25 protein-coding genes are annotated in these 22,609 nt (G+C 49.8%); 4 read left to right on the top strand and 21 right to left on the bottom strand.

Annotation, left to right across the window (positions count from 1 at the left end; genetic code table 11):
- Positions 1-153: 153 nt before the first annotated feature.
- Positions 154-1,326: a DivIVA domain-containing protein gene (locus tag AC9UFE_RS03825; protein WP_509545793.1), complete on the top strand. Its 1,173-nt coding sequence runs from the start codon at positions 154-156 to the stop codon at positions 1,324-1,326.
- Here the strand turns inward: AC9UFE_RS03825 and ligA are convergent.
- From ligA to AC9UFE_RS03800, 5 genes are read right to left on the bottom strand one after another with little or no spacing between them, the layout of a single operon-like run.
- Complete coding sequence (gene ligA / locus AC9UFE_RS03820) at positions 1,323-3,416, bottom strand: NAD-dependent DNA ligase LigA (protein ID WP_509545791.1); 2,094 nt, start codon at positions 3,414-3,416, stop codon at positions 1,323-1,325. The genes AC9UFE_RS03825 and ligA overlap by 4 nt on opposite strands.
- A complete protein-coding gene (gene mnmA / locus AC9UFE_RS03815; protein WP_509545789.1) occupies positions 3,413-4,519 on the bottom strand; it encodes a tRNA 2-thiouridine(34) synthase MnmA in 1,107 nt (368 codons plus the stop codon). The genes ligA and mnmA overlap by 4 nt, the downstream gene beginning before the upstream one ends.
- The gene (locus AC9UFE_RS03810; protein WP_509545787.1) at positions 4,520-5,692 is read right to left on the bottom strand and encodes a cysteine desulfurase family protein; all 1,173 of its coding nucleotides are present in this window, start codon (positions 5,690-5,692) and stop codon (positions 4,520-4,522) included.
- An 8-nt stretch (positions 5,693-5,700) separates the two neighbouring features.
- Positions 5,701-6,534: a tetratricopeptide repeat protein gene (locus tag AC9UFE_RS03805; protein ID WP_509545785.1), complete on the bottom strand. Its 834-nt coding sequence runs from the start codon at positions 6,532-6,534 to the stop codon at positions 5,701-5,703.
- Positions 6,535-8,241, bottom strand: a complete 1,707-nt coding sequence (locus AC9UFE_RS03800; RefSeq protein ID WP_509545783.1) for a DUF8094 domain-containing protein — start codon at positions 8,239-8,241, stop codon at positions 6,535-6,537.
- 78 nt (positions 8,242-8,319) lie between these two features.
- Between AC9UFE_RS03800 and AC9UFE_RS03795 the strand changes: the two genes are divergently transcribed.
- Together AC9UFE_RS03795 and AC9UFE_RS03790 are read left to right on the top strand one after the other, a co-directional pair.
- Positions 8,320-9,408 (top strand): hypothetical protein, encoded by a 1,089-nt coding sequence (locus tag AC9UFE_RS03795; protein WP_509545781.1) that lies wholly within the window; start codon positions 8,320-8,322, stop codon positions 9,406-9,408.
- Positions 9,409-9,414: 6 nt separating this feature from the next.
- Positions 9,415-10,470, top strand: a complete 1,056-nt coding sequence (locus AC9UFE_RS03790) for an AI-2E family transporter (protein WP_509545779.1) — start codon at positions 9,415-9,417, stop codon at positions 10,468-10,470.
- On the opposite strand, the gene AC9UFE_RS03785 is transcribed toward AC9UFE_RS03790, so the two are convergent.
- From AC9UFE_RS03785 to rpsB, 10 genes are all read right to left on the bottom strand, one after another.
- The gene (locus tag AC9UFE_RS03785) at positions 10,467-11,171 is read right to left on the bottom strand and encodes an alpha/beta hydrolase (RefSeq protein WP_509545861.1); all 705 of its coding nucleotides are present in this window, start codon (positions 11,169-11,171) and stop codon (positions 10,467-10,469) included. The two genes, AC9UFE_RS03790 and AC9UFE_RS03785, sit on opposite strands and share 4 nt — an antisense overlap.
- The gene (locus tag AC9UFE_RS03780; RefSeq protein WP_509545777.1) at positions 11,171-11,467 is read right to left on the bottom strand and encodes an Rv1322 family protein; all 297 of its coding nucleotides are present in this window, start codon (positions 11,465-11,467) and stop codon (positions 11,171-11,173) included. Before AC9UFE_RS03780 ends, AC9UFE_RS03785 begins: the two co-directional genes overlap by 1 nt.
- On the bottom strand, positions 11,467-12,129 hold the full coding sequence (locus AC9UFE_RS03775; RefSeq protein WP_509545775.1) for an aggregation-promoting factor C-terminal-like domain-containing protein: 663 nt from the start codon (positions 12,127-12,129) through the stop codon (positions 11,467-11,469). Before AC9UFE_RS03775 ends, AC9UFE_RS03780 begins: the two co-directional genes overlap by 1 nt.
- 88 nt (positions 12,130-12,217) lie before the next feature.
- Complete coding sequence (locus AC9UFE_RS03770) at positions 12,218-13,012, bottom strand: HNH endonuclease family protein (RefSeq protein ID WP_509545773.1); 795 nt, start codon at positions 13,010-13,012, stop codon at positions 12,218-12,220.
- Entirely contained in the window at positions 12,996-13,547 is a 552-nt protein-coding gene (locus AC9UFE_RS03765) for a DivIVA domain-containing protein (protein WP_509545771.1), read from the bottom strand. Before AC9UFE_RS03765 ends, AC9UFE_RS03770 begins: the two co-directional genes overlap by 17 nt.
- Positions 13,540-14,391, bottom strand: coding sequence for a phosphatidate cytidylyltransferase (locus AC9UFE_RS03760; protein WP_509545769.1), 852 nt, complete (start codon positions 14,389-14,391; stop codon positions 13,540-13,542). The genes AC9UFE_RS03765 and AC9UFE_RS03760 overlap by 8 nt, the downstream gene beginning before the upstream one ends.
- 2 nt (positions 14,392-14,393) lie before the next feature.
- Positions 14,394-14,954, bottom strand: a complete 561-nt coding sequence (frr, locus tag AC9UFE_RS03755; protein WP_509545767.1) for a ribosome recycling factor — start codon at positions 14,952-14,954, stop codon at positions 14,394-14,396.
- A 24-nt stretch (positions 14,955-14,978) separates the two neighbouring features.
- On the bottom strand, positions 14,979-15,689 hold the full coding sequence (gene pyrH, locus AC9UFE_RS03750; protein WP_509545765.1) for a UMP kinase: 711 nt from the start codon (positions 15,687-15,689) through the stop codon (positions 14,979-14,981).
- An 89-nt stretch (positions 15,690-15,778) separates the two neighbouring features.
- Positions 15,779-16,603: a translation elongation factor Ts gene (tsf, locus tag AC9UFE_RS03745; protein ID WP_509545763.1), complete on the bottom strand. Its 825-nt coding sequence runs from the start codon at positions 16,601-16,603 to the stop codon at positions 15,779-15,781.
- A 2-nt stretch (positions 16,604-16,605) separates the two neighbouring features.
- Positions 16,606-17,400 carry a 30S ribosomal protein S2 gene (gene rpsB, locus AC9UFE_RS03740; protein WP_509545761.1) on the bottom strand — a complete coding sequence of 265 codons (795 nt, stop codon included), beginning with the start codon at positions 17,398-17,400 and terminating at the stop codon, positions 16,606-16,608.
- A gap of 284 nt (positions 17,401-17,684) precedes the next feature.
- Here rpsB and AC9UFE_RS03735 point away from each other — a divergent pair, with 284 nt between their 5' ends.
- The gene (locus AC9UFE_RS03735) at positions 17,685-18,212 is read left to right on the top strand and encodes a M23 family metallopeptidase (protein WP_509545759.1); all 528 of its coding nucleotides are present in this window, start codon (positions 17,685-17,687) and stop codon (positions 18,210-18,212) included.
- Here the strand turns inward: AC9UFE_RS03735 and AC9UFE_RS03730 are convergent.
- From AC9UFE_RS03730 to rplS, 6 genes are read right to left on the bottom strand one after another with little or no spacing between them, the layout of a single operon-like run.
- A complete protein-coding gene (locus AC9UFE_RS03730; RefSeq protein ID WP_509545757.1) occupies positions 18,209-19,117 on the bottom strand; it encodes a tyrosine recombinase XerC in 909 nt (302 codons plus the stop codon). The genes AC9UFE_RS03735 and AC9UFE_RS03730 overlap by 4 nt on opposite strands.
- Positions 19,101-20,339, bottom strand: coding sequence for a DNA-processing protein DprA (locus tag AC9UFE_RS03725; RefSeq protein ID WP_509545755.1), 1,239 nt, complete (start codon positions 20,337-20,339; stop codon positions 19,101-19,103). Before AC9UFE_RS03725 ends, AC9UFE_RS03730 begins: the two co-directional genes overlap by 17 nt.
- Positions 20,340-20,399: 60 nt before the next feature.
- Entirely contained in the window at positions 20,400-20,723 is a 324-nt protein-coding gene (locus AC9UFE_RS03720; protein WP_509545753.1) for a DUF2469 family protein, read from the bottom strand.
- 23 nt (positions 20,724-20,746) lie between these two features.
- Positions 20,747-21,418, bottom strand: coding sequence for a ribonuclease HII (gene rnhB, locus AC9UFE_RS03715; RefSeq protein WP_509545751.1), 672 nt, complete (start codon positions 21,416-21,418; stop codon positions 20,747-20,749).
- A complete protein-coding gene (gene lepB, locus AC9UFE_RS03710) occupies positions 21,390-22,145 on the bottom strand; it encodes a signal peptidase I (RefSeq protein ID WP_509545749.1) in 756 nt (251 codons plus the stop codon). Before lepB ends, rnhB begins: the two co-directional genes overlap by 29 nt.
- 24 nt (positions 22,146-22,169) lie before the next feature.
- The gene (gene rplS / locus AC9UFE_RS03705; protein ID WP_509545859.1) at positions 22,170-22,520 is read right to left on the bottom strand and encodes a 50S ribosomal protein L19; all 351 of its coding nucleotides are present in this window, start codon (positions 22,518-22,520) and stop codon (positions 22,170-22,172) included.
- Positions 22,521-22,609: the final 89 nt, after the last annotated feature.

Genomic DNA, 22,609 nt, shown 5'->3' with positions numbered 1-22,609 from the left:
GAAAGCTCTCGGTTGATTAATCGGATTAAGTTCTGGCCGTTGGGCCCGAAGGCCATTCTAGCAACATAGAAATTGCTTGATTTAGGGGTCATTTTGGGCGCTAAAGTAGAGACTTAGGCTAAACAGTCACTCCCGAAAGAAAAGGCAGTTCAATTGGAAAACTCAGAATTCACGGTCGCATTTAGAGGCTACGACAAAGATGAGGTAGACACCACATTTGCGTCCATGCGCGAGGAACTCGAGCACGTACGCGAGTACAACTACAAAGCTGCCAGCGAAGTAGAGTTTCTAAAAAGCGAGATCGCTAGCCTAAAGCAGCGCCTAAAGCGCGATTCCGGAACCGGATACGCAGAGCTTGGTGCCCAGTTCGAGCAGACTCTTCGCGTTGCCGAAGAGCAGGCAAGAAAACTTATGACCGATGCCGGTCAAGATGCACTTCGTGTTCGCGAGACCGCTAAGGCCGAAGCCGAGCAACTAAGCCGTAAAGCAGAAGCTGCTGCCCAGAAACTTCTATCCGAAACTGAAAGCAAAGTTAAGGAAATCCGTCTAGAAGCAGAAAGAAAGAGTGCTGAAACTATTTCTGCCGCTAAGACCCAGGCTGCAGAAGCTGCAGAGAAGACTGTGCACGCACAGCGTGAAGCTGCGGCTATTCGCTCAGAGGGTGAAAGATTTGCTGCTGAACTGCGCGCTCAGGTCCACCGCGAAACAGAGGAAGCAAGAGCGGTTGCAACCGAACTTTCCCAGAGAACAGCTCAGCTTCGCGTTGAGCTAGAAGCGGAACTCAAGACCAAGCGTGACGAGAGCGAGCAAGAAGCACTTCGCATGTATGAGTCAGCAGTAAAGCAGGCTCAGCAAGCTACCGAAGAAGCCAACAAGGCCGTTGCAGAAGCTTCCAGATTGTCAGCCGAATTGAACGCAGAAGCCGAAAGAATTCTTCGCGAGGCGAAGTTGCAAGCCACCAATGTAACTGAAGACGCCCAGCGAAACGCTGGAAACCTAATCAACCAGTCACGTCGTCGCGCAGAGCTACTTGCTCGAAAGTCTGAGGCTTACGCTAACGCAGTAATCGTGGATGGCCAGGAGCGCCTGTCTCGCTGGGAGTCAGAGTCGAACGAGATCGAGGACTTCCTAAACACCATGAAGTCCTTGATGTCCACCGAGTCCATGGTGGCAGCCGATGAGACCATCGTTCAGAGTGAGCTAGAAGGCACTTCGGCTTCCATCACCGATGGGTCAGACACTTCAGAGGTTGACTACAGCGAGGGCACCAGAGCCAGCTATGAGCCAATCGAAGTTGAGTCCTACGAGGACAACAAGAGAGACTAATTCGCCTTCAGGCGCTTTAGAAACTCTGCTTCACTAATTACCTCAACACCAAGTGATTCTGCCTTGGCTAATTTGGACCCTGCGTTGGCTCCTGCCAATACAAAAGCTGTGTTCTTGGAAACTGATGAAGCAGCCTTGCCGCCAGCCAGAATAATGGCCTCTTCGGCTTGATCTCTGGTTAGCGCATCCAGGGTTCCTGTGACAACGATGCTCATTCCAGAAAAAATGCCTGATTCGCCTTGAGCTATCTCCTGAGTGAAATTCACATTCGCTTTTTTCCAGGCCTTAACAATGTCTTGATGCCAATCAACCGCAATCCACTCTTTGATGGTTTTGGCAACTACTTGCCCAACTCCGTCCACTCCCGCAAGCTGTTCTTCGCTGGCATCAAAAATCTCTTCAATAGAACCAAAGGCGTTCATGAGTGATCTTGCAGCAACTGGGCCAACGTGCCTAATCGAAAGTGAAACTAGAACTCTCCAAGCTGGTTGAGACTTTGCCTTTTCTAGCTCTTCCAGCAATTTGGTCGCAACAGCGGCGGCCGAACCGTCTGTTTTGCGGAAGTACTCGACTACTTTTTCTTTACCCGTGGCATCAAGCTTGGCGGCACCAGTGTCAGCGTCAACCACGCGTGATTTGATGGGCAGGAGTTTTTCTAGCGTCAGAGTAAACAGGTCTGCTTCAGATTTCACTGGAGGTTCTTTGGGTTCAACTGGCTGGGTGAGGGCAACTGCGGTAACAAAACCTAGAGCCTCAATATCAAGAGCGGATCTGGAACCGATGTATGCAATTCTTTCGCGAAGTTGTGCCGGGCAGCTTTTAGCATTTGGGCATCTAAGGTCAACGTCACCGTCTTGAGCTGGGGCAAGCAGGCTGTGACACTCTGGGCACTTTTTTGGCATTGCAAACTTGCGCTCTGAGCCATCACGCAACGCAACTACTGGACCCAAAATTTCGGGAATGACATCTCCGGCTTTCCGAAGGACCACGGTGTCGCCAATGAGGATTCCCTTGGCTGCAACCACTTCTTGGTTGTGTAGGGTTGCAAACTCAACCTCGCTACCTGCCACCCGAATTGGGTCCAAAACCGCATAGGGGGTGGCACGACCGGTTCTGCCGATGGAGACTTTGATGTCCAACAGTTTGGTGTTGACCTGCTCCGGTGGGTACTTATAAGCAATTGCCCACCTTGGGGCTCTAGAGGTAAAGCCAAGACTTTGCTGCTTTACGAACTCGTCGACTTTGATAACAACGCCATCAATCTCGTGCTCGAGAGTGTGACGCTTGGCTTCGAAGTCTTGAATGTACTGCTTTACTTCCTTGGTGGTTTTGTAGACCTTGTAGCGAGAAGAGGTCGGAAGACCCCAGGTTTTGAGCTGTTGATAGAGATCTGACTGGGCCTTCACTGAGTCATCTTTTAGTGCACCAACACCGTGCACAATCATCTGCAGGGGCCTGGAAGCCGTAACGCTCGAGTCCTTTTGACGCAAAGAACCAGAAGCTGAATTTCTAGGGTTAGCAAAGGGAGCCTTGCCCTGATCAATTAGAGACTTATTGAGCTTGGCAAAATCTTCCAGTGCATAAAACACCTCGCCTCTGATTTCTACTACCTCTGGAATAGCTTTTCCTGAAAGCTCGTGCGGGATTCCCTTTACTGTCATGACGTTGCGGGTGACATCCTCGCCGACAGTTCCATCGCCTCTGGTGGCAGCCGAGACTAGCTTGCCTTTTTCGTAGCGCAAGTTGATAGCTAGACCGTCGATTTTTAGCTCACAAAGAAATGGTCCAGCGCCAGCTTTTTCTAACCAGGTATCCAATTCTTCCATCGAGAAAACGTTATCCAGGCTCATCATCTTTTCTAGATGAATTGATGGCTGGAAGGTCTGACTGGCTTCTCCCCCAATGCTTTGAGTTGGAGAGTCGCCTGTGATTAGCTGCGGATACTTCGCTTCTAGTTTTTCAAGCTCACGCATTAGTGCGTCATACTCGGCATCAGAAATAAGCGAGGTGTTTGATTGGTAGTAGGCCGCCCGGTGTTTATTGATTAGATCAACTAGCTCATTAGCTCGAGCTTGTTCTTTCGAGTTCAAACCTTCTCCATTACTGCAGAGACGGTTCTATCAATTGTTGCCTGGCCCAAAACTCTTGAGCCCAAGTAGACAACGGCCGTTTGGCCGGGTGATACCCCCCTAATTGGCTCCACAAGCGCAATCACCATTTGATTCTCTGCCACCTTGACTCGGCAAGGGTGCGAGAGGCCATGGGCTCTAACTTGAACCTCGGCGTCAAGCCAATCGGTGGTGTTCGAAGGTGCCTCACCGCACCAGGAGTACTTTGATCCACTGAGCTCCGAGATTAGAAGCGCCTCGTCAGGGCCCACCACAACCACGTTGTCTTTGGGTCTAATCGAAAGCACATACCTTGGCTTTCCATCTGAGGCAGGTTTACCAATGTTTAGCCCCTTGCGCTGACCAACCGTAAAACCAATCGCTCCATCGTGAGTTGCCAGTTGGTTTCCCTCGAGATCAACAATTGCACCCTCGGTTCTTTCAATCTTGTCCGAGAGCCAATCCCTGGTATCGCCTTCTGGAATAAAGCAAATGTCATAGCTATCTGGTTTTTGCGCAACCGAAAGCTCTCGAGCTTTCGCCTCAGCTCGAATGTCGTCCTTGTTGGCTGCTTTGCCAAGTGGGAATAGGGAGTGCTCAAGTTGGTCTTTGGTTAGCACTCCAAGAACATAAGACTGATCCTTAGCCATCGCAAGCGATCGGTGCAGCTCTAGGTTTCCCTTGGAGTCAGTTTCAATAGATGCATAGTGGCCGGTGCAAAGCGCGTCAAAACCTAGAGCTAGCGCTTTTTCTAAAAGAGCTGCAAACTTGATTCGCTCGTTGCATCTCATGCATGGGTTCGGGGTTCTACCAGCTTGGTATTCGCTAATGAAATCATCGACCACATCTTGCTTGAATCTCTCGGAGAAATCCCAAACATAAAAAGGAATGCCAATCTTGTTTGCTGCGCGCTGTGCATCCATCGAGTCTTCTACTGTGCAGCAGCCTCTTGATCCAGTTCTTAGAGTTCCTGGCATTCGAGATAGTGCAAGGTGCACGCCAACAACTTCGTGGCCAGCTTCCACAGCGCGTGCGGCAGCTACTGCGGAGTCCACTCCACCGCTCATTGCTGCAAGTATCTTCATCTATCTCCTAGTAAGTCCAGCTTTTTTTGCACCCTCGTAGGCTTTTGGAAATGCCTTCAAAAATGCTTCTATGTCCTGATCTTGGGTGCTATGACCAAGGGTAATTCGTAGTGTTCCCATAGCCTCATCATTACTAGCTCCCAAAGACAAAACTACGTGGGATGGGCCATTGACACCAGCCGTACAGGCAGATCCAGTGGAGATAGAAACCCCTTCGCTATCCAATAGGAACAGCAAGCTATCTCCAAGGCAGCCGGGGAATCGGAAGTGGGCATTATTAGGTAGCCGGAGCGCTTTCTCGGAAGAGACGATCACATCTGAAGCGATTTGCTTCACTCCAGCAATGAGTCTCTCGGTCATCAATTTGTGCTCGGCAGCTAATTCTGCTTGCTCTGCAACCGCTTCAGTTATCGTGAGCGCCAGGGCGGCAGCTGAAGAAGCGTCCGGGGTTCCTGAGCGCAGGTTTCGCTCCTGACCACCGCCGTGGTTCACGGGGGTTAGATTCTGGTCGCGTCTCAAAATAAGTGCTCCCGAGCCAACTGGACCGCCAAGTTTATGTCCAGTGATTGTCATGGCAGCCAATCCAGACTCTAGAAAGTCCACGGGGATGTGCCCAAGAGCAGCGATCGCATCCGAGTGAACTGGGATCTGATAAATACTTGCAACCCTGGTGACTTCCGAAATGGGGTGAATAACTCCGATTTCATTGTTGGCCCACATCACACTGATAAGCGCCACCCTTGAGGCGTTTTGCTCCAAAAAGTTCTTTAGTTCTGCAATATCCAGCACACCCTGATCGTCACTTGGAATTAGATAAAGCTCTGCATTTTGAGAATCGACAAGCCAATTAATTGCGTCGAGCACAGCGTGATGTTCTGCTGCAGCACTAACAATCACATTCTTTTTTGAGTCCTTGGAATTTACATTCCAATAGAGCCCTTTTACTGCCAGGTTGTCACTTTCGGTTCCACCGGATGTGAATATGACCTCGTTACGGTCACAGTTGATTGCCTTGGCGATTTCTTCTCTTGACTGCTCAAGAATCTGCCTTGAGCGCTGGCCGAAACTGTGCACTGATGCCGGATTGCCAATTTCAGAAAGTGTGGCCACATACAGCTCAAGAACGCTTGCGCGAATCGGAGAAGTGGCTGCGTGATCTAGATATACCGGCATGGTTTCTTTCAGAAAAGCAGCAAGCTTAGATTTTTCCTGGCTTGCATAACAGCAGGATCTTCGTTTCCAACAACTAGAAACAGTTCGACAAATCTAAGGCGAATGGGCTCCCTCTGGTCCTTAGCCGTCTTTTCAAACAGTTCAAGCAGCTGCTCGAATCCTTCCTTGGCAGACCCCGTGGCAACCAAGGCGTCTACTCGATCTAAAACTGTTTCACTTTCTTGTCCCGAAGAGCTGGCCAGGGATGGGAGGTCTTTGCCTTCCAGGCGAATCAGCAGCTTGATTTGGGCTAGTCCCGCTTCAGCTAGCTGATCATTAGGGTTTTCAACCAAAGCCTTCTCGTAGAGAGATTTAGCAAGCGGGTAATTGTTTTCTTCAATCGCCGCAAAGGCTTGCTGGTGGGTGATTGAAAGCTCGGGCTGTGGCTCTGCAACCTTTACGGTTGCGGTAAGTCCGTTTTCTTTTCCGACTTCAAGAACTCGCTCGATTATTTGTTGAACCTGCTCGACCGGTTGGTCTCCGGTAAAAAGCGGAGCAGGCTGACCTTTCAGCATTCCAAGCAGTGTTGGAATTTGTTTGAGGTCAAATGCTTGGGCTAGTTCTGGTGACTTTACTGCGTCCACCACCAAGGTCAAGATCTTGCCTGCGGTTTTTTCTGTGAGGATCTTTAGAGTTCTTAGAAGTGACTGGCTGGAAGGATCATTTTCCTGTACGAACAAAACTAGAACGGGAAGACTGTCAGAAATTGCTAGGTAGTCCCGAATTGAAGTGGAATCTACCTCAATTACTAAAGCCGGAACTGTCTGCGCTTGGTCAGTTGACTTACCAAATTCGATAGTCACCTACAAAACCTCGATGCTAAGAAGTGATTGAGTTGCCCCAAGGAGTCTAATTTTTTGATCAGAGCTAGCCAGTGGAACGTAAAAGAGCAACATGTTTCCGTAACGAGTGCTAACGCCACTTCGGCTTCCTTCAACCCCAAGAAGGAGTAGCTCATCTCCCGAAACGGTCACTGCAGAGTTTCGACTTGTGGGCACAATCTCCCAAGTATCAACCATCATCAAAGCCACAATCGCACCCGAGTCCGAAGTTGTCAGAGAAACCACGTTGGCATCTCCCAGTTCATGTGAAAACACCGTGGTTGCCTCATCTAGGTTTTCAGCTTGATCTGCCTGAGTTTGAGATATCTGCTCATAGAACTTATCTGTAGCCAGATCAAACTGGCTATAAAACTCGCTCGCCGGACCGTTATCAATCAGATCACCGTAAGTAGGTGCCAGGTTAATAGGTGAAATCTTCAAGAACAGTGAATCGACTTCAACTGGAATTGCTCCATCGCTAGCCGCGGCAACATCTGGAAACTCCACCCCAGGAAGCAGTGCCATGTTGTAAAGGAGCTTGTAAGGCTCGCGTGGTGATAGCTGCTGGATGACTAAGGTTTGGGGTAACTCATCGCCGTCCTGGGTTACCACCATAAGAGCTCTTGGCCAAGACTCAGTCTTAGAAATAATGGTGATTGAAACCACTGAAGTTGAAATTGGCGGCAAGGGTAGAACATCCGGTGATCTTGACCGCAGTAAATAGTTTGCTTCTCTGAACAAAAGCGCTGGACCCTCTACCCGGGTTTGCAACAAGCTAGTCTCACCTGATGCATCAGCTTCAGCCACCACACGTTGTATGTCAGCCAGAATTCGAGTCACTTGTTCTTCGTTCAACGCTGGTGCAATCTCATCAACAACTGAAGTCGTGGGTGACTCGGAAGGTGTTGGGGAAGCTAGAGGAACCCCGGCAACTTGGCAACCGCTTAGCGCCAGCACTAATCCAACTGAAACTGGCACTAGGGCAATCTTGTTGCTCGCAGACCTCCTGCCGCGTTTTGGAAGGTCGTAACCCTTGTTCTTTGGTTTGTATCTTGGACCCTGAGGAGCTTTAGGAACTTTCCTTCTAGGGCCTCGGTTTCGAATCATCTTGCCAAGAGCCAAGACGTTGAAGAATATGGCAAGTATCAAAAAGCCAAGGCCGACACCCAAGAAGATGTCTGAAACCGTTGTCGAGTTCTCAGTTGGCCAGGAAACCCTAACTCGCTCCGGCGCTGGAATTAGACCGTCACTTGCCACCAGAACCGATAAATCTTGACCCTCTGGAACCACAAGCTGGCCCGATGACTCTGCCGAAAACTCGCTGATCCACAAATCTGAGCCGACCGGGCTAATGAAGTCGCCAGTTCCTTGGTTTTCTACCACTTTTAGGGATTGGTTCTCGACTGAGCTTTCAACGATTGAGTGGCTAGTCTTGCCAACCCACGCCAAGATATCTGCATCTCTTCCAGCCGCCAAGAAGACTGGGCCAGAGCCTGAGGTGCTAATGGTCGCATCGCCTGGCATCATGGCCAGAGCCTCGGCCGGAATAATCAAGTATGGCTGGGACTGCTGGCCCACTAGATTTACCGCAAAAACTGCAGGTGGTGCCCAGATGGTCCGCTGGGCGAGTCCAAGCAATAAGAAGGAAATGGAGACGATAAATAGGGTAGCCGCAATCAAAAAACGCATGATTATCCATTCCAGCTAAACTATTTACTTGGGCCGAAGAGCCCTCCCTATTCTAACCAACCCAGCTGGAGGACGAAAATGTCAGGTGAGGACCAGATGTTCCCCTCTGCCATGCGTGGGTATGCCAAGGCTGCTGTTGACGAGGCGGTTCTGGACCTAAATAGAGACATTCTTAGACTTTCTGCCCAAAACGCTCAGTTGGTTGAGGAGCTCAAGCAAGCCAAGCTCGAAATTGAGGCTCTTAGCACCAGGCTAGGCGAGAGCCAGTCCCCGACCTATGCAGGTCTTGGAAACCAAGCCGCCATTATCTTGGCTTCTGCCGAGGATCAGGCAACTCGACTTATGGCTCATGCTGAGAGTGAAAAAATTAGAATTCTTGGCAGCATTAACGAGGAAGTTGAAACAAAAAAATCTGAAGCTGACAGCTACTACGAATCGCTCGTTGCAGAAGCTGACCGTAAAGGTCAAAGAGCAATAAACGTCGCTCGCGGAGAAGCTAACGAGCTTTTAGCTAAAACTGAACTAGAGGCCAAGCGCCTACTTGAGGAAGCCTCGCGCGAAGCATCCGCGATCCGCGGGGAAATAGCAACCGAGGTCGCCAAGCTTCGAGCTGACACCAAGAGGCAAACAGAATTACAAAAAGCCGAAGCTGAGAAGGACGTTGTCGAAAAACGTCTACTGCTACAAAAACAATCGGTAAGAGAAATTGATGCCGAAAAAGCCGCCTTACTTATCGGTGAGCAGTCGAGAATCGATCTTGAGCTTGAGCTGACCGGAAGAAGAGTCGAGGCTGAGAAGCAGTACCTGGAAAAACACCAGGAAGCAGTCCACCAAACACAGAAGTACCTAGACGATGCCAAGCTTCAGCTACAAACCGCTATTGCTAGAGCCAACGCCGCTCAGCTCGAGGCCGAGACCATCGAATCTGCTGCTCGCTCAATAAACAAAAAGACAACCGATGCGGCGAAGCTGCAGGCCGAGACACTTATCGCCAGTGCTGAGGCAGAAGCAAGAAATCTAATTGCCGACGCTAAAGCAAAAATTGCCAAAGAGCTGGACGAGTCAAGCGCAAAGCTAAAACAGCTTGAGGTTGAGCGTAGAACTGTTGGTTCTTACCTGGAGCAGCTAGAAAAAGTGGTTGCTGCTTCCAAGAATTCGTTAAAGTAGCTGATCATGACCGTTCAAAATATGAAAATAGCCAGCGCCTTTCAGTTGGGCTTGTTTGGTGGCCTTGGGGTTTTGACTGCTTTGGTTATTGGTGGGGCTGTGGCCACTCTTGCCAATGTAATCACTTACATCTTCGCGGCAGTGTTTCTAGCCCTAGGCCTTGACCCTCTGGTTTCCAGCCTAGAAAAACTGAAACTTCCAAGACCGCTTGCGGTTCTTACGGTGATTGTTTCATTGCTGGGCTTTCTAGCTCTTATGGTTTGGGCGCTAGCTCCAGCTCTGATTACTGAAGGCACAAACTTCCTGGCAACAGCTCCGGAGCTTATTCAGGACATCACCAAGATCCCTTTGGTTGTAGGCCTAGACGAGCAATTGGGTGGAGCAGTGGGTGGAGCGCTTGCCAACGCCGGAAGCTTTTTAAGCGACTCGGCTAACTGGCCAACCCTGGTTGGAGGAGTCGTTCAGGTCGGAATTAGCTTGTTTAACGGCGCTTTTGGATTCCTGATTATTTTGGTACTGACCGTATTCTTCCTTGCATCGCTCGAACGCTTCAAGGCGTCCCTTACGAAATTGGTTCCTGCCAGCAGTCGTGAGCGTTACACCAAGATATCTCAGCAGGTATCTACCTCTGTTGGAAGGTATGTAATCGGTCAAGTATCAGTTGCCGCGCTAAATGCAACTCTGGCATTTGTGGCGATGAGTGTTGTTGGGCTTCCGTTTGCTTTGGTATTGGCGTTCATTGTTTTCTTACTTGCAATCATCCCTCTTGTTGGTTCGGTTTCGGGCGCCGCGTTAGTGGTTATCGTTGCGGTTGCAGTAAACCCAACCTCGGCTATTGCTCTTGCGATCTACTTCCTGATATACCTTCAGATTGAAGCCTATGTAGTTAGCCCAAGGGTTATGAAAGTTGCCGTATCGGTTCCAGCCCCAATTGTTGTTATCGCCGCACTTTCTGGTGGAGCGTTGCTTGGAATCCTTGGAGCGCTCGTTGCAATTCCGTTTGCAGCATCGATGATTTTTATCGTTCGAGAGATATTCATCCCTCGACAAAACTCTCTCTAGAAGTATTCAGGTAGCGGATAGCTACTAGGTGCTACCACTTTAACTATTTCATTCAGCACTGTCTTAGTTGCTGACTCGCCAACCCAGAGGTGCTTTGCGCCATCAACTGCAATAACTTGGGCCCCGGGAGCCGCCGCAAATCGAACGGTTGCTTCTTTTGGAGCTAGGAACTCGTCATGCTCTGGAACGATTGCAACCAATTTCTTGTCTGTGCCGATCCACTTTGCCAGATCGGCTTCGGTAGCTCTATGAAGAGGCGGGGAAAGTAAAACTGCACCAGCAATGTTTTTGTCGAAGCCGTATTTGATCGCGAGTTCAGTTCCGAAGGACCACCCCACTAGCCACACCGGACCCAGCTTTCTTGCCTCAAGAAATTCAAGGGCGGCTTCAAGGTCCAATCTTTCGGAGACTCCCTCGCCAAAGCTTCCCTCGCTGGTGCCGTGTGGGCTAGATGTCCCGCGGGTATTGAATCTAAGAACAGCTAAGTTTGCCAGGGCTGGCAATCGGTTTGCTGCCTTTCTAAGGATGTGTGAATCCATAAATCCACCGTGAGTGGGTAGTGGGTGCAAAGTTAGCAACACCGCTGATGGCGCGGACTCAACCGGCATGGCTAATTCGCCAACGAGATTTAAGTTGTCCGAAGTTCGTAAGGTGATGGCCTCACGCCTGGAAGGAAGCTCGGTGGATGAGGTTATTTCGATCACAGCAGTGGTCCCTGGAAGGCCTTCCAGCAAGAATTGTGAAAGTGTCTTCGGGTGTCCACGCCACGTACTGAATCCCAAGCAACAGTGTGGTTTTGACCTTTTGAAATTGCTAAGTTGCAATGTGGGCAGAGCCAGCTCTTATCTTCCTCTGCACTTTGGCCAGAAGTAGTTTGAACCGAATACTCAACTCCGCGCTTTGTCTCTGTTCGCTTTACTCCGATTCGAACTCGATCCAAATCAAGTGGCTGAAACTGCGCACCCCACTTTGATTCACGATTACGTCGGCTTTTCATTAGTACCAGTTGTGAACTTCCGAATGAGCCCAAGCTCCACAAGCAGTCTTGTATCTAGCGGCAATGTACTTGACCCCCCAGCGAATTTGTGTTTCCGGGTTTGTCATCCAGTCGGCTCCCTCGGTTGCCATCTTTGAAGCTGGCCAGGCCTGTGGAATTCCGTATGCACCACTAGATGGGTTTCTGGCAAGGGTTCGCCACTGAGACTCTCTGGTCCATAAATTCACAAGACAGGAATACTGATCTAAGCCCCAGTCATAAGACTGGATGTAGTTGTAGGCATAAGCTTTTGCTGTTCCGGCCTCCGGCATTGGCGCTGCCAGGACGAAGTAACTGGTTGCTTCATTTCCAGAAATCATCCTGAAGCCGCCTCGCTCGAAGGTGACAGAATACTCATCGTCAAATCCGAATGCTTCAGATGTTTGTTTGTTGGGATCAAACACCTGCATTGTTGAAGCACTAGCTAAGTTACCGGCGTATGGGTCAAAGGTGTAAACCATGGTGAACGCCATAACAAAGAAGAAACCTAGCGCCGGAAATGAACCGGCTCTTGTTACTCGAGGCAGGTTTGGACGCGTAAGTCCTTTTTGAGCCAACCGCTCGTCGAAAGAAAGGATGAGTCGCTTGGCAAACGGTACGCGAACAGCTTCGTACTTTCCCATACCCGCCCTTTCCAAAACAAGTTTGTGCCAACGACCTTCAAGTCTATCTTTAGTGTTGAATTCGGGCTAGGGCGCAGTTATTTAGGGCTTAGCCGGCAGGAAGGGCCTGATTAGGGCACTCCTGGAGCACGCGATAAATGGTGTCATGTTCGGCCTGGGTAACCCAAAGGTTATAGCTGATTTTTACCGCTACCTGCCTTGCGACGAAGGAACAGCGGTATGCCCTGTTGGCAGGCAACCAGCTTGCAGCGTCAGAATCGCTCTTTTGTGCATTAGCCGAGCCTGAAACTGCCAACAGGTTCAGCGGATCGTTATAGAGGGCGTAGCGCTGAGCACTTGATAGCTGCTGGGCACCTTTTTGCCAAGCATCGCTAAGGGAAACAACGTGATCGATCTGCACCTCATTAGAGGTTCCAACTCCTCTCACGAAGTTGATGGTTTGACCGGTGTATGGATCTTGCAATACACCAGTTGCGATGATACAACTGGAGTCGGAGCGAAACTCAAACTTTATAAAGTCCCTTCTAAGAATCTTGTTTCTCATGTCACAGCCAAAACTGTAATCCCAGTCGCTAGCAAACAGATCTCGGTCGTAACCTGTCTTTGGCGCCCGCCCCTTGATTGGTATGGTCGCAAGCGCGGCCAGGGCGGGAGAGGATGCTTCGGTAGCTGTATCGGTTGTGGCTGAAGGAGCGGGACTTGCACCACTTGGACTTGGAGTAGAAGTATCCGTAGGCGGTTCTGCCGTTGGGATTTGTACAGCCGGCGGAGTCGGAGTAGTCAGATTTGAATCAGATGAGTCAGTGCAGCCAAAGAAGCTTGCAAGAATGAACACGGTGCCAACGACACCGACAATCAGGTTTGTGCTACTCAGTGATTTCAAGCTGCATTGCCTCAATGGCGCGATCTATAAAACTGTCTACCTGCGGCATCGAGTATCCAAGTCGAGTGGAGCTAAATTGGACTCTTCTTAATTCTCCAACTTTGAGTTTGCTAGAGGATTCAAAGTGACCAAGTAGCTGGTCACAAAGGGCATCGACTTTTTTCTTATCGTACCCTCTGGAAAATACTGAAACTTTGGTGAACCGCTGAGCTTTTTCTCGCTTGAGTCTAGGAATCAAAGCATCCCTTAGCTCTGAGTAGCGCTTTGTTAGTTCTTGATCCCCGAAACGCTCTCTAAATGCCGCTACTTCAGTTTTTATGAAGTGGTCCTCTAGATTGTCCAGAGCCGCGTCGACCTGGTTCGTTGCATAGCCTCCGCGAACAAGACCTAACCTTAGACCCCTGAGGTCAGAAGCTCTTACAAGCACTAAGTTGGGGTTCTCGTACTGACGCTTGGCAAGATCAAAAAGTGCGTCAACTTGTTTCGGGTTGTATCCCCTTCCTGAAACCACCGCGAACTTAGAATTCTCAGCCAAAGAACACCACCATAACCAAGTAGGTCATCAACGACGCAGGAAGCAACGAATCAAGTCGATCCATCATTCCGCCATGGCCCGGTAGCAATTTAGACATGTCCTTGATTCCAAGATCGCGCTTGATAAGTGACTCGGCGAGATCACCAAACACGGCTGCAAGAATTAGGGCCGCGGCGAAGATTATTCCTACCCACCACTGACCGCCCAATAAAAAGACCGTGAAGGACACTGCGGAAACTGTTCCGAACACAATTGAAGCAGCAAGACCTTCCCAGGTTTTTTTGGGGCTCACCCCTGGTGCTAGCTTGTTTCGGCCAAAGATTCGACCAAACAAGTAGCCCGCTGAATCAATGAGGGCAACCGTGGTCACAAAAGCAAGCACCCACCAATGCCCATCGTCGCGCCGAAGCAACAGAATTGCAAAGCTTAAGGTCAGCGGCAAATAGATTACTAAGAAAGCCGCTGCACCAAAATCTCGTATCGTTCTCTGGAAGGTTTGGAAATTGGCTTTACGCCTCTCAAAAAGAAGATGGACGGTTCGCCAAAGAATTAATGCGGCAACGATTGCAATGCTCGCTAGCCACTGAATTGATGCGCCACCGAAGTACGTGGCGGGCATAATCAGTACCGAACCAACCACCGCGGGCACCCGAGGTACGTACCAGTTCTTCTCTCGAAGTGCAGTAGAAAGTTCCCACGCACCGATAGCGGTGGAGATAGACAGGAACACGATGAAGATCTCTTTGTAGATCAGGAGTGAGGCCAGAAAAGCTGAAGCCAGCAAAAGACCGACGATAACCGATTTGGAGAGTGACCTCCCCTGTGGTGCACTCACGTTTGACATTGTTACACCTCTAGGAGTTCGGCTTCTTTACGCTTTAGTGCGTCATCGATTGCATCGACGTGATTTTTGGTTATGGTATCTAGCTCTTTTTCAGCCCTAGCAATATCATCATCGCCTGCTTGGCCATCTTTTTTTAGGGCGTCAAGATCGTCGTTACCCTTGCGGCGAATGTTGCGAACCGAAACCCTGTGGTCCTCAGCCTTGGTCTTCACAAGCTTCACAAACTCCTTGCGGCGCTCCTCGGTCAGTTCTGGAAGGCTCACTCGGATTAAGTTTCCATCATTGGTTGGATTGGCCCCCAAGTTTGGGACATCCCGTAAAGCTTTTTCAATAGATCCAAGAGCACTCTTGTCATAAGGGGTAATCACGATAGTTCTGGCCTCAGGGTTCTGAAGCGATGCAAGCTGAGCCAAAGGTGTCATTGTGCCGTAGTAGTCGACCATAATCTTCTGAAACAACTGCGGATTTGCTCTACCGGTCCGAACCGTAGCAAAGTCGTCCTTGGCTGACTCGAGAGCTTTATCCATCTTCTCAGCGCTTGATTTCAAGATTTGATCAATCATTTTCTGTTCTTCTTTCTTGTAAAACTAGGCAGTTACGCTCGTGCCGATTTTCTTGCCCTTGATGGCATCGGTCACATTTGACTTACCCTGCATTCCAAACACCCTCATCGGCATCTTGTTGTCCATGCAGAGTGAAAAAGCGGTTGCGTCTACTACCTTGAGCCCCTGCACGAGAGCATTCTGGTACGTAATGGTGTCAATCTTCTTGGCAGCAGAGTCTTTCTTTGGATCGGCAGAATAGACGCCGTCTACGCCGTTCTTGGCTACCAGAACCTCATCTGCTTTTATCTCCAGTGCTCGCTGCGCGGCTACGGTGTCAGTTGAGAAGTAGGGCAATCCCGCACCTGCGCCAAAAATAACAACTCTTCCTTTTTCAAGATGCCTCATGGCTCGAAGTGGAATGTAGGGCTCAGTAACCTGCGCCATGCTAATTGCTGACTGTACGCGGACATCAACACCGGCCTGCTCCAAAAAGTCTTGAAGAGCTAGTGCGTTCATGACGGTTCCAAGCATTCCCATGTAGTCGGCTCTGGATCTATCCATGCCGCGCTGGGAAAGCTCTGCACCGCGGAAGAAGTTTCCTCCTCCAACAACGATTGCTACCTCAGTGGATTTTGCGCCTTCAGCAATTTCTTTTGCAAGGGAGGCGACCACATCCGGGTTCACTCCAACTGTGCCGCCGCCAAATGCTTCTCCAGATAGTTTCAGCAATACTCTGCGTTTTTTCTGTGGCAAGGCAATCCTCCAAGGTTCAGTACTAGTCTAGGCGAGCAAAGAAAAAGACTCAGCCCTATTGGGCCGAGTCTTTGTCTGGTTCAAGTTACTTAGGCTCCAACTCTGAAGCGTACAAAGGCAGAAACCTTGGTTCCTGACTGGTCTAGGACCTTCTGGACGCTTAGCTTGTTATCCTTTGCAAAGTCTTGCTCAAGCAAAACGTTTTCCTTGAAGAAGCCGTTTACTCTTCCTTCAACAATCTTTGCAAGTGCAGCTTCTGGCTTACCCTCGTTGCGGGCAGTCTCATCGGCGATCCGTCTTTCGGTAGCAACGGTCTCTTCCGAGATCTGATCGCGAGAAAGAACTGACGGGCTAAACGCTGCAATGTGAACTGCAACATCGTGGGCTGTTTCAGCATTTCCATCGAACGCAACTAGCACTCCCACCTGAGGTGGAAGGTCCTTTGAGGTTCGGTGTAGGTAGGCGTCAACTGCTACGTCTGAAATCACAGATACTCTGCGCAATTCAGCTTTTTCGCCCAAGATGGCAGCTTCGTCGTTGATTGCATCAGCAACGCTCTTGCCGGCAAGAGGAGCAGCAAGGGCTGTAGCAAGATCCTTGGCACCGGCCGCAGCAATTGCGTCAGCAACTTGCTCACCCAGTGCAACAAAGCGCTCTGCTTTTGCTACGAAGTCCGTCTCGCAAGCAAGCTCAAGTAGGTAACCGGTTCCACCGGAAACCCTGGCAACTACCAAACCATTGCTGGTCGCTCGTCCCTCGCGCTTGGTGACTCCCTTGAGTCCCTTTAGTCGAAGAAGCTCAAAAGCCTTCTCTGGATTGCCATCGGCCTCATCTAGAGCGCCCTTGCAGTCCATCATTCCGGCTCCGGATTTCTCGCGAAGAGCCTTCACATCTGCAGCGGTGTAGTTAGCCATAATTACGCCTTCGCTTCTTCTTGAGGTGCAGCCTCAGTCTTGTTGCCCTGCTCTAGAAGCTCGCGCTCCCATTCAGCAAGTGGCTCAGCTTCGGTTTCTGGCTTGGAGTGACGAGCAATAAGTCCTTCTGCAACTGCGTCGGCAATTATGCGAGTTAGTAGCTGAATGGAACGAATAGCGTCATCGTTTCCAGGAATTCCGTAGGTTACATCGTCCGGGTCACAGTTAGTGTCCAGAATTCCAATAACAGGAATTCCAAGCTTTCTAGCTTCTGTGATTGCAAGGTGCTCCTTGTTGGTGTCAACAACCCAGATCGCTGATGGAGTCTTGGTTACGTTTCTAATACCACCGAGGGACTTTTCTAGCTTGTCCTTCTCGCGGCGAAGAATAAGAAGTTCCTTCTTGGTTAGTCCAGACTTCGATGCGTCATTAAAGTCCATGGTCTCTAGTTCCTTCATGCGAGCAAGTCTCTTGCCGACAGTCTGGAAGTTAGTTAGTAGTCCACCCAACCATCTCTGGTTGATATATGACTGTCCAACGCGCAGTGACTCGGACATTATTGCTTCCTGGGCCTGCTTCTTGGTTCCGACGAAAAGAACTGAGCCACCGTTTGCAACGGTGTTCTTTACGAATTCGTAGGCCTTGTCGATCATTGCAAGCGACTGCTGCAGATCGATGATGTAGATTCCAGATCGATCGGTGAGGATGTATCTTTTCATCTTTGGGTTCCAGCGTCTGGTCTGGTGCCCAAAGTGTACGCCGCTGTCTAGCAGCTGACGGGTGGTTACGACTGACATGAGTCGAACTTCCTTTCGGCGCGATTAAGCGCCCACTCAGTTAATGGTTATTGGCGGTTGCCAATTACCCCTGGTGCCGGATTTTTCTCACAAGCCTGTTAGGGCCACTGAGTGAGAAACATCTTGGTCGGCACGCGAAGTCGACATCTCAAAATCAAAGATTTTTAGCGAGAATGCCGCTAGACCCAAGCATACCAGCCTGCAATCACCTCTTGCCAGCTCGAGTTTTCCCCAGATTGCCAAAACAGGGGCCTCGTGGCTCGCCAATCCAGCACATTAGAAAGGTGATTGAACCCCAGAAGATTGCTGCGCTCCAGCTCGCAGGCTTTTTGACGCTGAGCTTGACCTGGTTGACGCCTTCTCCAAGTCTTGGAAGCCAGCCCTCCTGGAGCTCCCCTGTTATTGGATCAGGGCTTGTAAATAGCTACCTTGCCCCCGAGACGATCTATGGAAATGGACATCGAGGAGTTGATTATCAAGTGACCTTGGGGCAAGGAGTTTTTGCACCAGCTGATGCGACCGTAAGCTTTGTTGGAAAGGTCGTCGATAGGCAAGTTTTGAGCCTGTTGCACCAAGGAGGAACTATCAGTTCTTATGAGCCGGTTTGTAGTTCGTTGACTGTTGGCCAAGAGGTAGCAGCTGGGGATCTAGTTGCGGAAGTTTGTGAAGCCTCGCAAGATTATGTTCAACACTGCAAAGATATTCTCTGTCTGCACTTTTCAACCAGACAAGACGGTGAATACCTTTCACCTCTTTGGTTCACCGGAGAGCTTTCTCCGTCAATACTTCTTCCCTGGATCGAACCTAGCTAAGCCCTTGGGTGAGCCTTCAAGTAACCCTGCTTCAAGCGATCAACCGATACGTGTGTGTAGATCTGGGTGGTCGCAAGCGAAGAGTGGCCAAGGAGTTCCTGCACTGCTCGAAGATCTGCGCCGCCATCAAGTAAATGTGTTGCCGCGCTGTGTCTCAGGGCATGCGGTCCTGCAGCGCCCACAGCCGTGTCGGCTAAGAGACCAGCCACCAAAGCGTAAACCTGTCTAACGCCAATACGTTTTCCTCTTGAGCTAATCAAAAGCGCATTGCCGCTGGTCTCATTCACAAACTGAACTCTTCCCTCGCGAATCCACTGGGCAAGTGCGTCGTTGGCGGGATCGCTATAGGGAACCATTCTCTGCTTGTTACCTTTACCGGTAACTCGAAGAATCTTGCGGCTGTAGTCAATGTCGTCAAGGTTTAGACCCACCAGCTCACTTACTCGGATACCGCTTCCATAGAGAATCTCCACCATCAGCAAATCACTCATACCGGTTGGGTTGTCTTTGGTGGAAAGTGGCTCGAGGACATCAAAAATTCCAGACATCGCCTCTCGGGAAAGAACCTTTGGTAAGGTTCTGGAGGCTTTGGGTGATCGAAGCTTTAGTCCAGGGTCGGAATCAAGTTTTCCATTTTTAAACAACCACGCAGTGAACGCTCTAACAGCTGCGCTCTTTCGGGCCAGAGTTGTCTTCGCTAAACCTTTCTCGCTGACTCGCCAGAGCCAATCCCTCAAAAGCTCCAGGTCGATGTCTTGAATCTCTGATTGCTTTTTTGATTCCATGAATTCGAATAAGTCAGTGACATCAGAGATGTAAGCCTTGACCGTGTTTAGCGAGAATCCTTTGCCGTTTTCTAGTTCAAGGCTGAACTGATCGCGAAGGTATTCAAGCTCGGTTGGCATATTTCAAAGCGTAATGGAGCAACCCATAGGAGTCTTGAATGATGGTCAATAGATTCCGCGCTTTTAGTTCATCGAGTGCCAAGCTGAGCTCAAAATTGGTTAGACCGGCTGTTTTGGCAATTTGTTCACCCGTTGCCTGCCTGAGTTCTCGAAGTGCATCTTGGGCTCGCACTAACAATGAAGATCCGTCTTGGAATCTTGCCGGTTCGGAAACTTCAGCGGTAATCAGCTTGGTATCCACTAGCGCTCGAGCTTTGCCTTCGGCTATCAGAGAGTTTGTTCCGGCCGAGGCGGCTGATGTCAGCGGTCCAGGAACTGCAAATAGCTCTCGATTTAGTTCAATTGCATTATTCGCAGTGCGTATCGAGCCCGAGCGAATACCTGCCTCAATAACGACCGTTGTTGGAGTCAGGGCAGCTATTAATCTGTTGCGTTGCAAAAAGCGCCAGCGACTCGGTGCAACCCCGGGGCAAAGCTCTGCGATCAAAACTCCATTTCGAGCTATGACTTGAAACAGATTTGAATTCGAACTTGGATACTTACGATCCAACCCTCCTGCCATTACGGCTGCCGTTGGAAGTGAGTTTCTGAGGCTCTGGTTATGAACGTGACTATCTACTCCGAGTGCTCCTCCGGAGACAGTTGGGCGCTTGTGGAAGGCAAGTTCTGAAACTAACTTCGCGGTAACTTTTGCCCCGTATTCGGTGCATGCCCTTGAGCCAACTACCGATACCCCGTTGGCTAATCTTCCAAGCACTTTATAGTTTCCTTGAGCAAAAATCAGTGCTGGTGCTCCTTCTGCTAGATCATCTAATCCGATGGGCCAGAAATCATCGCCTGCTAGCAGCAAAGAAAGCTGTAGCTGCTTTGCTCTTTGAAGAGTGCTCGCGACCGCTTTCTTAGAGAATCTAGGAAGCCAGCGTTGCCTAGAATCGCTAATAGTTCCAGGGAGATCACCAAATATATCTACAAGATAATCAGAGGCGCTGACCTTATATATTTCTTCAAGGACTCGATGTGGGTCAAAACCATCAATCAAAAGCTGTAAGAGTGCCTGTCTACCTAACGCCTTAGCTAGCGCTCCAGCCATGCGATCGCCAGGCTCGGTAACGAGGCTGATGGTGGCTGCCGAAACCAAATCCAAGGCTCGCCCTCGTGAATAGGAGTCACCTTGAAAGCTGAGGGTTAGATCTTGTAGTTCTTGGTCGCTAAGGATTGGCATGGAAGAACTATTCCAAGAAGCGAAGTGTAGATGTTTGAAAAAACTAGAGATGTGGAGAAACTACTCGCCGACAGCCAATTCTTTAGGTAGCTCATAGGCTTTGCCTGATAGCTCTTCGACGTTCACGTCTTTGAATGTAAGAACCCTTACAGATTTTATAAAGCGGTCGGTTCGGTAAATGTCCCAAACCCAGACATCGCTCATGTTTAGCTCAAAGTAGAAATCGTTTGGGGTGTCTACTCTTTTGAGTTCGACATCGTTTGCAAGGTAAAACCTTCGCTCGGTCTCAATTACATATTTGAAGGTTCCAACAACATCCCGATACTCGCGATAAAGCGCGACTTCAGCCTGTCTGTCGTAGTCTTCGTATTCGTTTTCTTCCATCTGGCCTTCAGTCTATTCCAGCCCTAGGCCAGAATCCTAGTCAGCCAAGTCACTCGGTGGATAGCCGATGGGCCAAGGCTTCTTAGGGCGGCAATGTGGGCTGCTGAGGCGTAGCCTTTGTGACCGGCTATCCCATAGCCCGGGTATTGCTGATCGAGGTCCTGCATCAGTGAGTCCCTGGTTACCTTGGCCAAGACCGCGGCGGCTGCGACACTGACGCAGTTGGTGTCAGCCTTTACCTGGAGATAAACATCTAGTCCGTAAGAGACTTTTCCCAGCCAATTCTGTGATCCATCTAACAAGATAACGGCGCCATCTTCAGCGATCATCTTTCTAAAATTTGCGTCTTTGAAAAGCTCATCGAGAGCACGCCCTGCTGCCAATCGCAATGCTTCGGAAATGCCAACTGCGTCGATTTCAGTGTTGGCACTAAATCCAACAGCGTAGGAACTGACCCAATCCACAAGTGGCTGCGTGATCTCGCTCCGAGATTTAGCGGTCATGAGCTTGGAATCTTGAAGCTTTTCTGGCCAAGATTCCAAGTTGGGGTTGGTTTTATCAATGAGGCTCACGCCTACAGCAACCGGTCCTGCGATTGCTCCTCTTCCAACCTCATCGATTCCGATTACGAAGCGGTTGCCTCGCTCGAAGATTCGACGCTCGGAATCAAGGCTTGGGTATGTTTTTGAAGACATCGGGGTAGTTATCCAACCAGGTCCAATTCTCAAAGGGCCAGCTGATCAAGATAGCTCGGCCAACAACCCATTCGGTTGAAACAAAACCTTTACTCGGTAGATCTCCGTGATAGCGAGAGTCTTCACTATTTCCTCGGTTGTCTCCCATTACCCAGAGCGACCCACTAGGCACTTCAACGTCAAACTCAATTGCTGATGGGGCTTGCCCGGAGCTTATGTATGGCTCAGTGATTGGCACTCCGTTGACCGTTATTTTTCCATCGGCATCACAGCACACAATCTTGTCCCCGGCCGTTCCGATAACTCTTTTGACTAGGTGCTGCTTGCTGTCTGGTGCAGTGATGCCAAAAGCGGACAGGAACCAATCAACAGAAACAACTATTGGGTCAGTTGGTTCGGTAATGTCTGGGCCAAGCCAGCCACCTGGATCTTTGAACACCACGACGTCGCCGCGCTCAATTGGATACAGAGCCGGAGTGAGCTGATTGACAATGATACGGTCATCTATCTGAAGAGTCTCCAGCATGGAACCGGTGGGGATAAAAAAGGAGCGAATCAAGAAAGTCTTAATAAGTAGCGAAAGAATCAGGGCTGCCCCGATAACCACTACTAGGTCAACAAAGAATGCAACGAACAAATTGCTGCTTTTGCGGCGCCGGTCTTGTTTACGGCTCCGCTTAGTTTTCTTTTGACGCATTGGCTCGCCTAGCGATAGCTCTTCACTCACGCTAAGCGTGTCCCCTTAAGGCCTTTAGACGTTTTCGCGCTTTTCGCGAATCTTTGCCTTCTTGCCTCTTAGATCACGCAAGAAGTAGAGCTTGGCGCGGCGAACAGCACCCTTTGAAACAAGCTCGATCTTGTCGATGATTGGAGAGTGTATTGGGAAAGTTCTTTCAACACCAACCTGGAAGCTAACTTTTCTAACAGTAAAAGTTTCACGAACACCTTCACCGGAACGGCGAATAACGATTCCCTGGAAAACCTGAATACGAGACCTGGAACCTTCAATGATGTTTACGTGAACCTTGACGGTGTCACCGACTCTAAATTCTGGAACATCAGTTTTTAGTAAGGCTTTGTCTACTGAATCTAAGATGTGCATTTTGTGTCGCTTCCTGTTTTTAGCACGCAGGTCAAAAACGGTTATGTTGGGTTTTTGCTTCGCCCTATCTCCCCTGCGGCAGAGTCCAT

Origin of the sequence: Rhodoluna sp. (assembly GCF_044239955.1) — a bacterium.
Lineage (GTDB): Bacteria > Actinomycetota > Actinomycetes > Actinomycetales > Microbacteriaceae > Rhodoluna.
The sequence above is the reverse complement of the archived record's forward strand: the minus strand, read 5'-3'. Positions and strand labels throughout refer to the sequence as shown.

What these genes read in the sequence shown, in the direction of transcription:
- mnmA (WP_509545789.1), bottom strand. Translation starts at nt 4,519, where the DNA reads ATGAAGATACTTGCAGCAATGAGCGGTGGAGTGGACTCCGCAGTAGCT.
- AC9UFE_RS03810 (WP_509545787.1), bottom strand. Translation starts at nt 5,692, where the DNA reads ATGCCGGTATATCTAGATCACGCAGCCACTTCTCCGATTCGCGCAAGC.
- AC9UFE_RS03800 (WP_509545783.1), bottom strand. Translation starts at nt 8,241, where the DNA reads ATGCGTTTTTTGATTGCGGCTACCCTATTTATCGTCTCCATTTCCTTC.
- AC9UFE_RS03795 (WP_509545781.1), top strand. Translation starts at nt 8,320, where the DNA reads ATGTCAGGTGAGGACCAGATGTTCCCCTCTGCCATGCGTGGGTATGCC.
- AC9UFE_RS03790 (WP_509545779.1), top strand. Translation starts at nt 9,415, where the DNA reads ATGACCGTTCAAAATATGAAAATAGCCAGCGCCTTTCAGTTGGGCTTG.
- AC9UFE_RS03780 (WP_509545777.1), bottom strand. Translation starts at nt 11,467, where the DNA reads ATGAAAAGCCGACGTAATCGTGAATCAAAGTGGGGTGCGCAGTTTCAG.
- AC9UFE_RS03775 (WP_509545775.1), bottom strand. Translation starts at nt 12,129, where the DNA reads ATGGGAAAGTACGAAGCTGTTCGCGTACCGTTTGCCAAGCGACTCATC.
- AC9UFE_RS03760 (WP_509545769.1), bottom strand. Translation starts at nt 14,391, where the DNA reads ATGTCAAACGTGAGTGCACCACAGGGGAGGTCACTCTCCAAATCGGTT.
- frr (WP_509545767.1), bottom strand. Translation starts at nt 14,954, where the DNA reads ATGATTGATCAAATCTTGAAATCAAGCGCTGAGAAGATGGATAAAGCT.
- tsf (WP_509545763.1), bottom strand. Translation starts at nt 16,603, where the DNA reads ATGGCTAACTACACCGCTGCAGATGTGAAGGCTCTTCGCGAGAAATCC.
- rpsB (WP_509545761.1), bottom strand. Translation starts at nt 17,400, where the DNA reads ATGTCAGTCGTAACCACCCGTCAGCTGCTAGACAGCGGCGTACACTTT.
- AC9UFE_RS03730 (WP_509545757.1), bottom strand. Translation starts at nt 19,117, where the DNA reads ATGCCAACCGAGCTTGAATACCTTCGCGATCAGTTCAGCCTTGAACTA.
- AC9UFE_RS03725 (WP_509545755.1), bottom strand. Translation starts at nt 20,339, where the DNA reads ATGCCAATCCTTAGCGACCAAGAACTACAAGATCTAACCCTCAGCTTT.
- AC9UFE_RS03720 (WP_509545753.1), bottom strand. Translation starts at nt 20,723, where the DNA reads ATGGAAGAAAACGAATACGAAGACTACGACAGACAGGCTGAAGTCGCG.
- rnhB (WP_509545751.1), bottom strand. Translation starts at nt 21,418, where the DNA reads ATGTCTTCAAAAACATACCCAAGCCTTGATTCCGAGCGTCGAATCTTC.
- rplS (WP_509545859.1), bottom strand. Translation starts at nt 22,520, where the DNA reads ATGCACATCTTAGATTCAGTAGACAAAGCCTTACTAAAAACTGATGTT.